Consider the following 15235-nt stretch of genomic DNA (forward strand, 5'->3'; position numbering starts at 1 on the left):
CGTCGTCGATGGCTTCCCAGCGTCTCATTCTTGGCAGCGGCCTTGCGATCCTCCTTGTCATCAGCGCGGCGTCGATCGGGCTGGATGTCAAGTCGCGCAGCGCGATTGATTCGGTCGATCACACGCTGAAGATACTCAAATGCATCTCCGACGCGCGGCCGCTGCCGCGCGGCGTCGAGAGCGCGGCACGCGGCTTCGCGCTGACCGGCGACGCCTCCTTCGCCGACGAGTTCCGCGACCAGAGCACGGCCCTCACCGCCGCATTCGACGAGCTGATGACCGCCGTGAAGTCGGCGCCGCAGGAAGCCCAGTTGCTCGCCGGCACCAGGGGACAGGTCGAGCGCGCGATTGCGCTCGGCGCCGAACTGATCCGCTTGCGCACCGCGGGCGATACCGCCGGCGCCGCGGCGCTGATCTCCGCGGGCGAGAGCCGTGCCCTGACCGACAAGGTCGGGGCCGCGCTCGACCGCCTGGTCGCCGAGGAGCGCCGCCTGCTCGCGATTCGCACCGACCAGTCGAAGACCAACGGCCGGCTGCTGCTGGCCATCGACCTCGCCGGCGTTGCGATGATCCTGGCGCTCGCGGTCGCGCTGACGCTGACGGCGCGGCGCGCCAGCCGCGAATTGCAGGGCGCGCTCAGCGCGACCAAGGCGACCAATCTGTCACTCGAGGGCAAGGTGGCCGAGCGCACCAAGGATCTCGGCGCCGCCCTCGAGGAGCTGCGCCGCTCCACCTCGGTGATGGAAACCACCTTCCGCACCATGGCGGAGGCGGTGCTGGTGCTCGACGGCACCGGCACGGTGCTGCTCTCCAACCCGGCGGCCGAGAAGATGCTGCGCTACAAGCCGGGCATGACGGTGCGGCAGCTGCGCGCCATGAGCAACGTGTTCCAGGCCGACGGCGAGACGCCGATGCGGGCCGACGACATGCCCTCGGCGAGGGCGTTGCGCGGCGAGGAATTCGACGGGCTGGAGTTCGTCGCCAAGCCGGTGCGCGGCGCGCCGGAAATCCACCTCGTGGTGTCGGGCCGGCCGCTGCGCGACGGCGACAACGCCATCACCGGCGCTGCGCTGATCTATCACGACATCACCGCCTCGCGCGAAACCGAGCACAAGCTGCAACAGGCGCAGAAGCTCGACGCCATCGGCAAGCTGACCGGCGGCGTCGCGCACGACTTCAACAACATGCTGACCGTCATCACCGGCACGACGGAGACGCTGGTCGACAGCCTGCGCACGCAGCCGAAGCTGGCGCAGACTGCCGAGCTGATCGACCGCGCCGCCGAACGCTGCCGCGAGCTGATCCAGCATCTGCTCGCCTTCGCCCGCCGCCAGCCGCTGGAGCCGCGCACCGTCGACATCAACGGCACCGTGGTCGATATCGCAAAGCTGCTGCGGCCGACGCTCGGCGAGCAGATCGAGATCAGTTCGGTGCTGGCGCCCGATGTCGCCAGCGTCCATATCGATCCGTCGCAGCTCGCCAATTCGCTGCTCAACATGGCGATCAACGCCCGCGACGCGATGCCGAACGGCGGCAAGCTCTTGTTCGAGACCAAGAACATCGTGCTCGACGACGCCTATGCTTCTGTCAATCCCGACATCACGCCGGGCCGCTACGTGCTGCTCGCGGTCAGCGACACCGGCACCGGCATGTCGCACGCGGTGCAGGACAAGGTGTTCGAGCCGTTCTTCACCACCAAGGAGGTCGGCAAGGGCTCCGGCCTCGGCATGAGCATGGTGTACGGCTTCGTCAAGCAGTCCGGCGGCCACATCAAGATCTACAGCGAGGAAGGCCACGGCACCACGATCAAGCTCTATCTGCCCCCTGCCCGCGGCCAGGTCGAGGTCGAGGCCGCAGCGCCCGAGCCGGTGCGGCGCGGCAGCGAAGTCATCCTGGTGGTGGAAGACGATCAGCTGGTGCGCAACTACGTGGTCACGCAGCTCGGCAGCCTCGGCTACAAGACCATCGCGGTGCCGGACGCCCGCGCCGCGCTGGCGCTGGTCGACAAGGGCGAGAAGTTCGACCTGCTGTTCACCGACGTCATCATGCCTGGCGGCATGAACGGCCGCCAGCTCGCCGACGAAGTGAGAAAACGGCGACCCGGCCTCAAGGTGCTCTACACTTCGGGCTATACCGAGAACGCCATCGTGCATCACGGCCGCCTCGACGAAGGCGTGCTGCTGCTGGCAAAACCCTATCGCAAGGCGCAGCTCGCCAGCATGCTGCAGCAGGCGCTGGGTGAGTGATGTGAGCGCTTGCGGGTACGCCCGGCGTCTCGCGCGCGGATAGCAGCTCTGCTCTCTCTCCCGTCATTGCGAGGCGCGCAGCGCCGCGGCAATCCATTGCCTCAACAAGTGGCGAAATGGATTGCTTCGCTTCGCTCGCAATGACGGAGGAGAGGAAAGCTCACCGCGTCGCCAGCGCGACGCCGGCGAGCGTGAACAGCAAAGCGACAATCTGGGTCGGCCCCAGCGGCTCATGCAGCGCGACTGCGGAGGCGATCACGCCGATCACCGGCACCGCCATGGTACCGATCGCCGCCACCGAGGCCGGCAGGCGGGCCAGTGCTGCGAACCAGGCGACATAGGCGACGCAGAACTGGATCACGGTCGAATAGACCAGCAGCCACCAGCCCACCGCCGTGATGCGGTCGAGATGCGTGGTCTCGATCAGGAGGCCGATGATCGCGATCGGCACGCAGCCGAGGCCGATCTGCCAGGCCGCCGCCGGGATCGGCGGCATCACCAGCGGGTATTTCTTCGCCAGCACCGTGCCGAGCGCAAAGCCGAACGCGCCGCCGAGCGCCATGATGATTCCGGGCAGCTTCTCCGTGCTCGCGGAAATGCCGTTGCCGCCCATGATCGCGGCAAGCCCCGCGAACGCCATCACCAGCGCGATGGTGCGCAACAGCGTCGGCCGCTCGCCGAGCACCGGCCAGGCCAGCAGCGAAGCCCAGACCGGCATGGTGTAGGCGATCAGCGCGGTCTCGCTCGCCGGCAGCCAGAGCAGCGCGAGCCCCATCAGCACCATCCAGCCGGTGACGTTGAGCAGCGAATACAGCACGAGGCGCGGCCACAGCCTGGCCTCGACATGCAGGCTCTGGGCGCGGATCAGCGCCAACGCCGCCAGCAGCACCGCGCCGATGACGCCGGTGGTGCCGCGCAAGGTCAGCGGCGGCAGCTCGCTGAGCAGGAATTTGGTGGACGGCCAGTTGAATCCCCAACCCACGGAGGTGATGGCGAGGAACATCAGGCCGGCGGGCGCAAGGCGCGGCCGCCCGGAAGGCTTCTGGACTGTCATGGAACCCGGCAAGGGTGTGAAACGATGTGAGTCGGCCCCACCTTGCCCGCGATTTTGTCGCCCGACCATCACGCCGCTGACATGCCTGATCCGTAGTTTGCCCGTAGCCCTACGTGAGTCCCCAAAATTCAATCCGGGGCGGCGAATAAAAACTTCACCTGTGAACAGCGGGGCGAAACGCCAATCCACAGGGCTGAGGAATTTTTTTGGCTTGGGAATCCCTGAGGACTCACCGATAGTTGGCGCGATCACAGGCGCGGCACCAGCCCTGTTATCCCCCTCCCCTCCACCATATTTAGTGTTTGATTCAGAAACTCGTACTAGTCCTTGACGGGCGCAACGGACATGGCCTAGCTTTCAACCTGTTCGGCGCGAGTGTGTTTGGGTCCCCGCCGGTCGCTCCCACAAGGGTTCCAAAATGACCACTCCGCCAGGCCTTCGGGCCGCGGGTGAAGGGCTTGTCTGCCCTGATTTTGGGACGCCGACGGGGACGACGAACGGGCCGAGAAGGACCCGCAAACAGAGGCCGAAACCGGCCCGCAAGTGAGCGTACGCGTGACGTGTCGCGTGAGCGTTTGGGGCGTTGAATGCATGACCCGGAGGACCCGACCAGTCGGGCACCCCTTAGGGATTGTGCCGCCGCAGGGCCGGGCCAAACCGGCGCCGAGCGGACGAGAGAACAGGCCGGATCCACCGGCTGAGCTGCGGATGACGGGAGGCGTGCCCACACGTGTTCCGGACTCCGCGAATAGACAACATTCCGGCAACCTGCGGGGAAACGTGGGACCGGGCAGAAGAAGTGACGGGGCTCGACCATGCGAATCGAACGACGCAACACCACCAGCGGACAGTCTCCCTATGCCGGGATCAATTTCCGCCTGACCACCTCAGAGATCCGCAATCCGGACGGCTCGGTCGTGTTCCGTGCCGAGAACGTCGAGGTTCCGGAGTTCTGGTCGCAGGTCGCCTCCGACGTGCTGGCGCAGAAGTATTTCCGCAAGGCCGGCGTCGCCGCGCGCCTGAAGAAGGTCGAGGAAGAGACCGTGCCGTCGTGGCTGTGGCGTTCGGTGCCGGACACCGAGGCGCTCGCGAGCCTCCCCGAGAACGAGCGCATCGTCGGTGAGACCAGCGCCAAGCAGGTGTTCGATCGCCTCGCCGGCTGCTGGACCTATTGGGGCTGGAAGGGCGGCTACTTCTCGAGTGAAGACGATGCGCTGGCCTTCTTCGACGAGATCCGCTTCCAGCTGGCAAAGCAGATGGTCGCGCCGAACTCGCCGCAGTGGTTCAACACTGGCCTGCACTGGGCCTATGGCGTCGATGGTCCCGGCCAGGGCCACTATTACGTCGACTGGAAGACCGGCAAGCTGACCAAATCGAAGTCGGCCTATGAGCATCCGCAGCCGCATGCCTGCTTCATCCAGGGCGTCGGCGACGACCTCGTCAACGAGGGCGGCATCATGGACCTCTGGGTGCGCGAGGCGCGCCTGTTCAAGTACGGCTCCGGCACCGGCTCCAACTTCTCGAGCCTGCGCGGCGAAGGCGAAAAGCTGTCCGGCGGCGGCCGCTCGTCCGGCCTGATGAGCTTCCTCAAGATCGGCGACCGCGCAGCCGGTGCGATCAAGTCGGGCGGCACCACCCGCCGCGCCGCCAAGATGGTCGTGGTCGATGCCGATCACCCCGACATCGAGACCTATATCGACTGGAAGGTGAAGGAGGAGCAGAAGGTTGCGGCGCTCGTCACCGGCTCCAAGATCAACCAGAAGCATCTCAAGGCCGTGATGAAGGCCTGCGTCAACTGCGAAGGTTCTGGCGACGACTGCTTCGATCCCGAGAAAAACCCGGCGCTGCGCCGCGAGATCAAGCTCGCCCGCCGCGCGCTGGTCCCTGACAACTACATCAAGCGCGTCATCCAATTTGCAAAACAGGGCTACAAGGAGATCTCGTTCGACACCTACGACACCGACTGGGATTCCGAGGCGTATCTCACCGTCTCCGGCCAGAACTCCAACAACTCGGTCTCGCTGAAGGACGATTTCCTGCGCGCGGTGGAGACCGACGGCGACTGGAATCTGGTCGGCCGCACCACCAAGAAGGTCACCAAGACGCTGAAGGCCCGCGACCTCTGGGAGAAGATCGGTTACGCCGCCTGGGCGTCGGCCGATCCCGGTCTGCACTTCAACACCACGATGAACGACTGGCACACCTGCAAGGCGTCCGGCGACATCCGCGCCTCCAATCCGTGCTCGGAATACATGTTCCTGGACGACACGGCGTGCAACCTGGCTTCTGCTAATCTACTCACGTTCTACAGCACCAGCACAAAACGGTTCGACATCGAGTCCTACGAGCATCTCTGCCGGCTCTGGACCATCGTGCTCGAAATCTCCGTGATGATGGCCCAGTTCCCGTCGAAGGCGATCGCGGAGCTGTCCTACGAGTTCCGCACCCTCGGCCTCGGCTTCGCCAATATCGGCGGCCTGTTGATGACCATGGGCCTGCCCTATGACTCGAAGGAAGGCCGTTCGCTGTGCGGCGCGCTGACCGCTGTGATGACCGGCATCGCCTACAAGACCTCGGCGGAGATGGCCGCCGAGCTTGGCACCTTCCCCGGCTACAAGAAGAACGCCGCGCACATGCTGCGCGTGATCCGCAACCACCGCCGCGCCGCCCACGGCAACGCGACCGGCTATGAGGCGCTCTCGGTCAACCCGGTGCCGCTCGATCACGCCTCCTGCCCGCAAGCCGACATCGTCGCCCACGCCAAGCTGGCCTGGGACGACGCGCTGGCGCTCGGCGAGGTCAACGGCTATCGCAACGCCCAGACCACGGTGGTGGCGCCGACCGGCACCATCGGCCTGGTGATGGATTGCGACACCACCGGCATCGAGCCTGATTTTGCGCTGGTGAAGTTCAAGAAGCTCGCCGGCGGCGGCTACTTCAAGATCATCAACCAGGCGGTGCCGTCAGCGCTGCGTGCGCTCGGCTATCGCGAGAGCGAGATCGCCGAGATCGAGGCCTACGCCGTCGGCCACGGCTCGCTGTCGAATGCGCCCGGGATCAACGCCTCGACGCTGAAGGCAAAAGGCTTCACCGATGAAGCGATAGCAAAAGTGGAAAAGGCGCTGCCGACCGCGTTCGACATCAAGTTCGCCTTCAACAAGTGGACGTTTGGCGAAGATTTCATCCGCGACCAGCTCGGCATCGGCGCCGAGGCCATCGCTGCCCCCGGCTTCGACCTGCTCCAGGCCGTCGGGTTTACAAAACGCGAGATCGAAGCCGCCAACGTGCACATCTGCGGCGCGATGACGGTGGAAGGCGCCCCGCATCTGAAGGCCGAGCACTACCCGGTGTTCGACTGCGCCAACCCCTGCGGCAAGATCGGCAAGCGCTATCTCTCGGTCGAGAGCCACATCCGGATGATGGCGGCCTCGCAGCCGTTCATCTCGGGCGCGATCTCCAAGACCATCAACATGCCGAACGACGCCACGGTGGAGGACTGCAAGTCCGCTTACCTCTTGTCGTGGAAGCTGGCGCTGAAGGCCAACGCGCTGTACCGCGACGGCTCGAAGCTGTCGCAGCCGCTGAACTCGCAGCTGATCTCCGACGACGAGGACGAGGACGACGTGGTCGAGGCGCTCTACGAGAAGCCGATGGCCGCGCGTGCCGCCCAGGTCTCGGAGAAGATCGTCGAGAAGCTGGTCGAGCGCATCGTGGTGATGCGCGAGCGCGAGAAGATGCCTGACCGACGCAAGGGTTACACCCAGAAGGCGGTTGTCGGCGGCCACAAGGTCTATCTCCGTACCGGCGAATATGACGACGGACGGCTCGGCGAGATCTTCATCGACATGCACAAGGAAGGCGCGGCACTCCGCTCCTTCATCAACAACTTCGCGATTGCGGTCTCGCTCGGCCTGCAATACGGCGTGCCGCTGGAAGAATATGTCGACGCCTTCACCTTCACCCGCTTCGAGCCCGCAGGCCCCGTGCAGGGCAACGACTCGATCAAATACGCGACCTCGATCCTCGACTATGTCTTCCGCGAGCTCGCGGTGAGCTACATGTCGCGCTTCGATCTCGCCCATGTCGATCCGAACGAGTCTGGCTTCGACGCGCTCGGCAAGGGCGTCGAGGAAGGCAAGGAGCAGCCGGAAGAAGCGCCGCAGCACCAGGCGACGAAGTATCTGTCGCGCGGCCTCACCCGCTCGCGCACCGACAACCTCGTCATCATGCGCGGCGGCTCGGCCGCGGTGAGCCAGAACGCCGACAACGCGCCGGCCGGCGGCAACCGCGTGACCTCACTGGCCTCGCACGGCGCAACCGCGCGCGGTGCCTCCGACACCGTCGAGGGCGCGGTCGCCCTGAAGCAGGAAGTCAGCCACGACCTCTCGCCGACCGAGAAGCTCGAGGCCCTGCAAGCGTGGAGCAAGCCCGGCTCAGCCGCAGCCGCCACCCCGTCCAAGGCGGAGCGTCGCGCCGAAGCGAAAGCAAAAGGCTACGAAGGCGAGATGTGCTCGGAGTGCGGCAACTTCACGCTGGTGCGGAACGGGACGTGCATGAAGTGCGATACTTGCGGAAGCACGACGGGGTGTTCGTGAGACGCGGCCAGTATTGCTGTATCGCAACACTCTACTTTTGTTGGGGGCGCGTCATCCCCTGCCCCCAACAAATTCACTAGACATCCTAACTAGAGTTGACCTACCCTCGTTAGTTGTCCGCGCCGCAACCGACAACCATCTATCAGCATGTCAAAACTCATTACTTCAAGCCAATTTGTCACCGGGCTGCTGTGCGCGCTGAAACTACGTGGCGTCAGCAAGCTACCCCACCCTCACCAGCGTATAGCAGTCTGTCGTCAGTATAGGCTTGGGCGAGTTTGATTAGAGTGATCGGGGAGGCAATTTCCCCAAGCGTAACGAATAGTGCTTCAACCATCGCTTCGATCGCCAAGACTTTATGGTGACGATCGGGCTAAAAGCCTCAATTTATGCGCATCTCGGCGAAGACAAAATTCCATTTGCGTTCGACCAGCCTCTAGAAGGCATGGATGCAGAAGGCACCCAGAGCTTTCGGGCAAAGTGCCTCGACATCGGCAGGAAGATCCTTCTTTCTAATGGTAAATTGGAAGAGGTCGCCAACGAAAGGGCGCTTGGTTATGGCAATCGCGCTATGCTGATGCTCTCCAGCTATAACGTACCAACCCAGGTACTAACCTGCCTTTGGCGCGAGGGAGACTACAACGGTGCGGAGTGGTATCCTTTACTGCGTCGGCGCCGGAAGGAGTGAAGCAGAGACTGAGCTTCGTAGCCGCAGCAAGCGGAGGGCGGATTAGCCGCACGCGCAATCCGCCCCTTGGCTCGCAACAGTTTCAGCGGGTTACGCTTCGCTGACCCGCCCTACTCGCTGTAGATTGCGGAAGCACATCGCCTCCGCAGACCTCACGCCGCTTTCGCGGTCTTCTCTCCCGCCGGCGCCGTTTCCATTGCGCGCATGTAGAGATCGAGCAGGCTTTCACGTTCGTCGCGCTCGTCCTGGTCCTGCTTGCGCAGCTTGATGATCTCCTTGAGGATCTTCACGTCGAAACCTTCGCCCTTCGCCTCCGAGAAGACTTCCTTCTTCTGCTCGCTGAGTTCCGCCATTTCGGCGTCAAGGTTCTCGATCCGCTCGACGAAGGAACGGATTTTTCCGCCGGGAATGGTGATGTCGGACATGGTGCCTCCTGCTGAATGAGGTCGTGAAAATGCAAGCAAAGAGATGACCAATGTCTTAAGCATGCGCGAGCGGGGCGGAATGTTCATGGCTTGAACCATGCGTTGCTTCGCTTCGCTCGCAACAAGACGAGGAGCACAGTTCGGACAAATCATGTCGCGAAGACGCGAAGCTGTGCCCTCACCCACGCTGTCATCGCCCGGCCTGTGCGCAATTGCGCACATGGACCGGGCGATCCAGTACGCCGCGGCTTCTCGATTCAAGCATCGGCGTCTCTGGAATACTGGATCACCCGCTTTCGCGGGTGATGACACCGGTCTAGCCGTTTGACGCGTGAATCAGGTGGACCTGACATCAGCCGCACGCAACGTGATCCGCGTCAATTCGGAGGGACGGCCGAGCCGCAAGGCAAAGCCCGGCCACAGCGCGGTGCCGTTGTTGACGTAGAGCGTCATGCCGTCGACGTCGTAGCGGCCCGAGACGAAGCCGGCGTTGGCGCGCGCGGCGAGGCGGTCGATGCCCCAGATCAATCCGCCATGAGTGTGCCCGGAGAGTTGCAGGGCGACGCCGTGCGCCGCGGAATTGCGCGCGTCGGCCGGCTGGTGGTCGAGCAGGATGACCGGCGCGCCCTTGGGGACGCCGTCGAGCACCGCGGCGAGGTCGCGGACGGGATGCGTCCGGTGGCGCGACGCGCGGTCGGTGATCCCCGCGATCACCAATTGGCCGCCGCCGCGTCCGAGCACGATGTGCCGGTTCTCGAGCGAGCGCAGGCCGAGCGCTTCGTAATGCGCCATCCAGCCGTCATAGCCGAAGATATATTCGTGATTGCCCGAGATCACGTAGACGCCGTCGGCGGCGATCAGGTCGGCCAGCGGCGCGATGTCGCTCCGCCGCGCATCGATGCTGCCGTCGATCAGGTCGCCGGTGATCGCGATCAGGTCGGCGCGAAGCTTGTTCGATCGCGCGACGACCTCACGCGCCCATGACGCGGGAAACAGCCGGCTGATATGCAGATCGGTCAGGTGCAGGATGGTGTAGCCGTCGAACTCGCGCGGCAGTCCAGGGATCGCGACCTCGACATCGTGCAGCGGCGGAATGCGCATCGCCTGATGGACGCCGATCGCGGCGGCCGTGGCCGCCAGCGCGAGTAGCGCGTAGCGCACGCCGTCGGGCACGCCGACGAAGCCGCCGTGGATCACCGCGGCGACGATCAGCCCGACATCGAGCGCCAGTTGCAGCAGCGCCAGCAGCATGACCGCGCCGAACGCCCAGTTGAACAGCGCGACCACCGGACGCGGAAACTCCGGCGCGAACACCGATCCCGACGACAGCCTGTTCCAGCGGTGAAATTGCAGGGCGACCAGCACCAGCACCGCGGCGACGATCTTGGCCGCGAGCGGCCAATCGAGCGGCCAGATGAAGCGGGCCAGGATCAACAGACTGGTCAGGCCGAAGATGAGCTGGGGAATGGGTCTCGCTCCGGATCGGATCGTTGGCCACGCGGTTGGCGCTCCGCGAAGGTAGGGCGGATCGGCCGCAGACGGTAGCTGCCATCATGGACACATTTTCGGCAAGTCGCGCATCGCTGGAACGCCCTGCGCGCGCAGCTTTGCCCCGGGAGAAAGGCTGACGCGGCCGCAGCTTCGCGGGCGGGCCGCCAATGGCCGTGCGGAAGCCGGGGGAGGTCGCCAGGCACCTCCGTCACCGCCCTCTCCCACCGTCGCGTGGGGCGGGCAGCCTGCACAATTTCGGAATAATGGAAAAATACCGCTGAGTTGCCCGACGTGTCAAGTCGCTTTTCAACGTCCCGGCGGCCTCCCGCCTCCTTTGCATGGGGTTGTTCTCGCTGTTTTGGACTCGCAGCCCCGCGTCGTCTCTTCGGCGCGTTCCCGCGGCCGGCGGATTGACCCACACCGCGGCCGTATCCATATGCATCTGCATGAACCGGCCGCCTCGCCGGTTCGCACCCACCCCGGACACAGCCAATACCATCGGCTCCCCGTCCCAAACGCTCCGGAGCTCCCGTGGCCGCCCTCTCCATTCTCGATCTCGTCCGCGTCACCGAGGAAACCGACGCGACCGGCGCGCTGTACAATGCGCGCGATGTCGCGCGCCATGCCGAGGCGCTGGGCTATCGCCGGATCTGGGTGGCGGAGCACCACAACATGGCAGGCATTGCGAGCGCTGCGACGTCGGTCGTGATCGGGCATATCGCGGCGGGCACCAACACCATCCGGGTCGGCGCCGGCGGCATCATGCTGCCGAACCACGCGCCTTATGTGATCGCCGAGCAGTTCGGCACGCTGGCGCGGCTGTTTCCGGGCCGGATCGATCTCGGCCTCGGCCGCGCGCCGGGCACCGATCAGCTGACGCTGCGCGCGCTGCGCCGCACGCCGGAATCCGCCGAGAATTTTCCGCAGGACGTGCTCGAGGTGCAGGCCTTCCTCGCCGCCGCCGGTCCGAACCAGCGCATCCAGGCGGTGCCGGCCGCCGGCACCGACGTGCCGCTGTGGATTCTCGGCTCGAGCAATTTCGGCGCGATGCTGGCCGGCGAGCTCGGCCTGCCCTACGCCTTCGCCTCGCATTTCGCCCCCGAGCTGTTGAACCAGGCGCTGCAGATCTATCGCGCCCGCTTCAAGCCGTCGGAACAGCTACAGCGCCCCTACACCATGGTCGGCGTCAACATCATCGCCGCCGACACCGACGCGGAAGCGCGGCGCCTTGCGACCACGCAGCAGATGTCGTTCACCAACATCTTCCGCGGCGCGCGCGGCCTGAGCCAGCCGCCGATCGACGACATCGAGACCTATTGGTCGCCGTCTGAGAAAGTCCAGGCGATGCGGATGCTGGAGCGCTCCATCATCGGTTCGGTGGAGACGGTGCGTGCCGGCATCGATGCGCTGGTCGCGGAAACCGGCGCCGACGAGCTGATGATCGTCTCCGACGTCTATGATCACCAGAAGCGGCTGCGCTCGTTCGAGCTGATCGCCGAGGCTGGTGGGATCAAGACGGGCGGAATTAAGACCGGCGGAATTACTTGAGCGCGCCGCCGGGCGCCTGCGACTGCGCGAGCTTGCCCACGGTCACGTTGAGCGAGTTCTGCGCGTTGTCGCGCACCATCGACAGCTTGACCGAACTGCCCGGCGCCGCCGCATAGACCTTCTTGGTCAGCTCGTTCGCGCTCTTGATCGGCTCGTCATTGACCGAAGTGATCGCATCGCCGCGCTTCAATCCGGCCTGCGCTGCCGGGCCGCCGTTCTGGACGCCGACCACGACCGCACCGCGGAGATTGTTGGCACCGAGGCTCTCGGCAACGTCGGGGGTGATCGATTGCACCTGCGCGCCCATCCAGCCGCGCGTGACCGCGCCCTTCTCTTTCAGCTGCGGAATCACCGTCTTCACGGTGTCGGCGGGGATCGCGAAGGCGACACCGACCGAGCCGCCCGAGGGCGAGACGATCATGCTGTTGACGCCGATCACCTCGCCCTGCGCGTTGAAGCTCGGTCCGCCGGAATCGCCGCGGTTGATCCGCGCATCGATCTGCACGAAGTCTTCCGAAGGCCCCGTCTCCAGATCGCGCGCACGCGCCGAGACGATGCCGGCATTGACGGTATTGCCGAGTCCGAATGAATTGCCGACCGCGAGGATCCAATCGCCGGCGCGCGGCGCTTGATCCGCCATTTTGACGTAGGCGAAGTCGCTCCGTCCATCGACCTTGAGCAGCGCCAGATCGCTGACCTGGTCCTTGGCCAGGACTCTCGCCTTGTAGATCTTGTTGTCGCTGGTGCGGACATCGGCGGTGTCGCTGCCCGCCAGCAGGTGATTGTTGGTCACCGCATAGCCGTCCGCGGAAATGAAGAAGCCCGAACCGATCGAGGTCATCTCGGTTGGCGTCGACGTCGAGCCCGGACCACGCTTGCCGGGACCCGGAACGATCTTCCCCGGCATGTCCTGATCGGATCCGTCCGGCGCATCGGACTGGCCCGCAGAGTCGTCATCGTCTGCCGCCACCACCTTGGCGGCGACACCGATCACGGCAGGCCCGACCTTCTCCGCGAGGTCGGCGAAGCCGCCGGGACCGGCATCAGCGCCATGATCCGCAGGCGAATTCGCAGGCTGCGCGTGGGCGAGACTTGCGATCACGAACAATGCCGACGAGACGGCGGCACCGATCAGTGACGTACGAAGGCCGGCGAAAGCCAAGGTTCCGTGAATCATTGTTCGCATCCGTGGTTGGATCAGCCAGCTGCTGAGCGAGGCGCGACGTCGGCGGACCGTCCCCGCACGCGGCGGGCCGCACTACCGAGCGACCGATGCTAACGGAGCGCGGAGCAGACCGTTCCACCGATTCCCGAGATCATCGCGAACCTGTCCGGCTCACGACCTTTTCACGCCTTGCTCAATGCCTGTGCGATGTCGGCGACGAGATCGGACGGATGCTCGATCCCGATCGAGAGCCGGATTGTGGTATCGAGCACGCCGATCTTCTTGCGGATATCGGCGGGCACGCCGGAATGCGTCATCGTGGCCGGCAGGCTCGCCAGCGACTCGGTGCCGCCGAGGCTCACCGCGAGCTTGAAGATCTGCAAGCTGTTGAGGAATATCTCCGCGGCCTGCTGCCCGCCCGTGATGTCGAACGAGAAGGTCGAGCCGGCGCCGCTACTTTGGCTCGCGAACACCCGCCCCGCTGCCGATGCCGCATCGTGATGGCCGAGATAATGCACCTGCGCCACCTTGGGATGGTCGCGCAGATAGTCGGCGACGATCCGCGCATTGCGGTCGGCCTTTTCCATGCGCAGGCTCAGCGTTTCCAGCGAACGGCTGATCATCCAGCAGGAATGCGGATCGAGCTGGGTGCCGATCGCGCCGCGCAGTGCCTTGACGTCCTTCATCAGCTTCTTCGAGCCGAGCGCCGCGCCCGCGATCAGATCGGAATGACCGCCGACATATTTGGTCAGCGAGTACAGCGACAGATCGGCGCCATGCTCGATCGGCCGCTGAAACACCGGCCCGAGCAGCGTGTTGTCGCAGGCGATGATCGGGGTGAAACCCTGCGCCTTGCCGATCATGTCGGCGACGCGTCTGGTCAGCGCGATGTCGACCAGGCCGTTGGTCGGGTTGGCCGGCGTCTCGATGAAGATCATCGCGACACGGCCCTTCTTCATCGCCTCCTCGGCTGCGGCGCGGACCACGCCTTCGTCGAGGCCGTCGGCAAAGCCCACGGCCTGAATCGAGAACGCCGCCAGCGTCCTGGTGAACAGCGTCTCGGTGCCGCCATAAAGCGGCTGCGAATGCAGGATCACGTCGCCGGGCCGCGCAAAGGCGAACACCGTGGTCGAGATCGCCGACATCCCGGAGGAGAACAGCGCGCAGCTCTCGGTGCGCTCGTAGATCGCAAGCCGATCCTCGACGATCTCGCTGTTCGGATGATTGAACCGCGAATAGACCAGCCCCGCGCCCATGCCTTCCGGAGGCTCGCGACGGCCCGCGACGAAATCGAAAAAGTCCTTGCCGTCCTCGGCGGTCCGGAACACGAAGGTCGAGGTCAGAAATACCGGCGGCTTGACCGCGCCCTCCGACAATTGCGGATCGTAGCCGTAGTTGAGCATCTGGGTTTCCGGATGCAGCAGGTGGTTGCCGATGTGGGTTTTGGATGGAAACGGTTTGGTCATGGCCGGTCTCCTTGTCGCGGGACCGCCGCGGCTCGCAGCAGATTCCCGGAATCTGCCGCCAGCATAGCGCACCTTTATGGCGTTCGGCCAAAGCGCGGCATCGAACATTCTGGATAACGAACGGCCGGCGAAGCGCCCCGCGCCGCCGGCCGTTCAAATCGCTCACGCCGGGTTGAAGACGCCGCTACCAGCCGCGATCCACGTTGCGCACCTCGCCGGTGCGCGCGTCGACATCGACCTGCATCCAGCGCCCGAGCCGGTCACGGCCCTCGACCTCCCACTCATCGCCGAGGAATTGGGTGTTCGACACCGTCACGACGCCGATGCTGGTCGCCACGTCGAGTGCCGCCTCCATCGAGATCTGGCTGCCGGAATCATAGGCCATCGCCGGCGTCGCAGCGCCGATCGCAAGAGCCGCGATGGCGGGAATAATCAAGCTTCGCATGGTTCACTCCTCATGGAACGGGATGTTATGCCGCATAAAACGAGCGGTGCACCCGATCAGTTCCAGGAACCGCAACATCGGAACAGCACGAAACTTCGGCAGTCGCGGCAGT

The 15235-nt window shown here is 64.9% G+C and carries 10 protein-coding genes; 4 read left to right on the top strand and 6 right to left on the bottom strand.

Translation table 11 applies throughout. The features are described 5' to 3' along the window. Positions 1 to 8: 8 nt before the first annotated feature. Positions 9 to 2246, top strand: a complete 2238-nt coding sequence (locus ACVW17_RS29195) for a CHASE3 domain-containing protein (protein ID WP_456755080.1) — start codon at positions 9 to 11, stop codon at positions 2244 to 2246. 160 nt (positions 2247 to 2406) lie between these two features. Here the strand turns inward: ACVW17_RS29195 and ACVW17_RS29200 are convergent, their stop codons facing one another. Continuing rightward, positions 2407 to 3300 carry a DMT family transporter gene (locus ACVW17_RS29200; RefSeq protein WP_456755081.1) on the bottom strand — a complete coding sequence of 298 codons (894 nt, stop codon included), beginning with the start codon at positions 3298 to 3300 and terminating at the stop codon, positions 2407 to 2409. Positions 3301 to 4115: 815 nt separating this feature from the next. On the opposite strand from ACVW17_RS29200, the gene ACVW17_RS29205 reads away from it, so the two are divergent. Further along, positions 4116 to 7895 carry a vitamin B12-dependent ribonucleotide reductase gene (locus ACVW17_RS29205; RefSeq protein ID WP_456755082.1) on the top strand — a complete coding sequence of 1260 codons (3780 nt, stop codon included), beginning with the start codon at positions 4116 to 4118 and terminating at the stop codon, positions 7893 to 7895. Between the two features lie 361 nt (positions 7896 to 8256). Next, on the top strand, positions 8257 to 8583 hold the full coding sequence (locus ACVW17_RS29210; protein WP_456798169.1) for a phosphoribosyltransferase-like protein: 327 nt from the start codon (positions 8257 to 8259) through the stop codon (positions 8581 to 8583). Between the two features lie 152 nt (positions 8584 to 8735). Here the strand turns inward: ACVW17_RS29210 and ACVW17_RS29215 are convergent, their stop codons facing one another. Both ACVW17_RS29215 and ACVW17_RS29220 read right to left on the bottom strand, forming a co-directional pair. Further along, complete coding sequence (locus tag ACVW17_RS29215; RefSeq protein WP_456756553.1) at positions 8736 to 9008, bottom strand: DUF2312 domain-containing protein; 273 nt, start codon at positions 9006 to 9008, stop codon at positions 8736 to 8738. A gap of 336 nt (positions 9009 to 9344) precedes the next feature. After that, positions 9345 to 10475, bottom strand: a complete 1131-nt coding sequence (locus ACVW17_RS29220; protein ID WP_456799002.1) for a metallophosphoesterase — start codon at positions 10473 to 10475, stop codon at positions 9345 to 9347. A 555-nt stretch (positions 10476 to 11030) separates the two neighbouring features. On the opposite strand from ACVW17_RS29220, the gene ACVW17_RS29225 reads away from it, so the two are divergent. Then, complete coding sequence (locus tag ACVW17_RS29225; protein WP_456755084.1) at positions 11031 to 12047, top strand: LLM class flavin-dependent oxidoreductase; 1017 nt, start codon at positions 11031 to 11033, stop codon at positions 12045 to 12047. On the opposite strand, the gene ACVW17_RS29230 is transcribed toward ACVW17_RS29225, so the two are convergent. The 3 genes from ACVW17_RS29230 to ACVW17_RS29240 all read right to left on the bottom strand — a co-directional run bounded on the left by ACVW17_RS29230 (position 12040) and on the right by ACVW17_RS29240 (position 15123). Then, on the bottom strand, positions 12040 to 13224 hold the full coding sequence (locus ACVW17_RS29230; protein ID WP_456755085.1) for a S1C family serine protease: 1185 nt from the start codon (positions 13222 to 13224) through the stop codon (positions 12040 to 12042). The genes ACVW17_RS29225 and ACVW17_RS29230 overlap by 8 nt on opposite strands. 170 nt (positions 13225 to 13394) lie before the next feature. Further along, positions 13395 to 14678 (bottom strand): cystathionine gamma-synthase family protein, encoded by a 1284-nt coding sequence (locus ACVW17_RS29235; RefSeq protein WP_456755086.1) that lies wholly within the window; start codon positions 14676 to 14678, stop codon positions 13395 to 13397. A gap of 184 nt (positions 14679 to 14862) precedes the next feature. Continuing rightward, the gene (locus ACVW17_RS29240; protein WP_097675378.1) at positions 14863 to 15123 is read right to left on the bottom strand and encodes a PepSY domain-containing protein; all 261 of its coding nucleotides are present in this window, start codon (positions 15121 to 15123) and stop codon (positions 14863 to 14865) included. Positions 15124 to 15235: the final 112 nt, after the last annotated feature.

The organism is Bradyrhizobium sp. USDA 4473 (assembly GCF_054063335.1).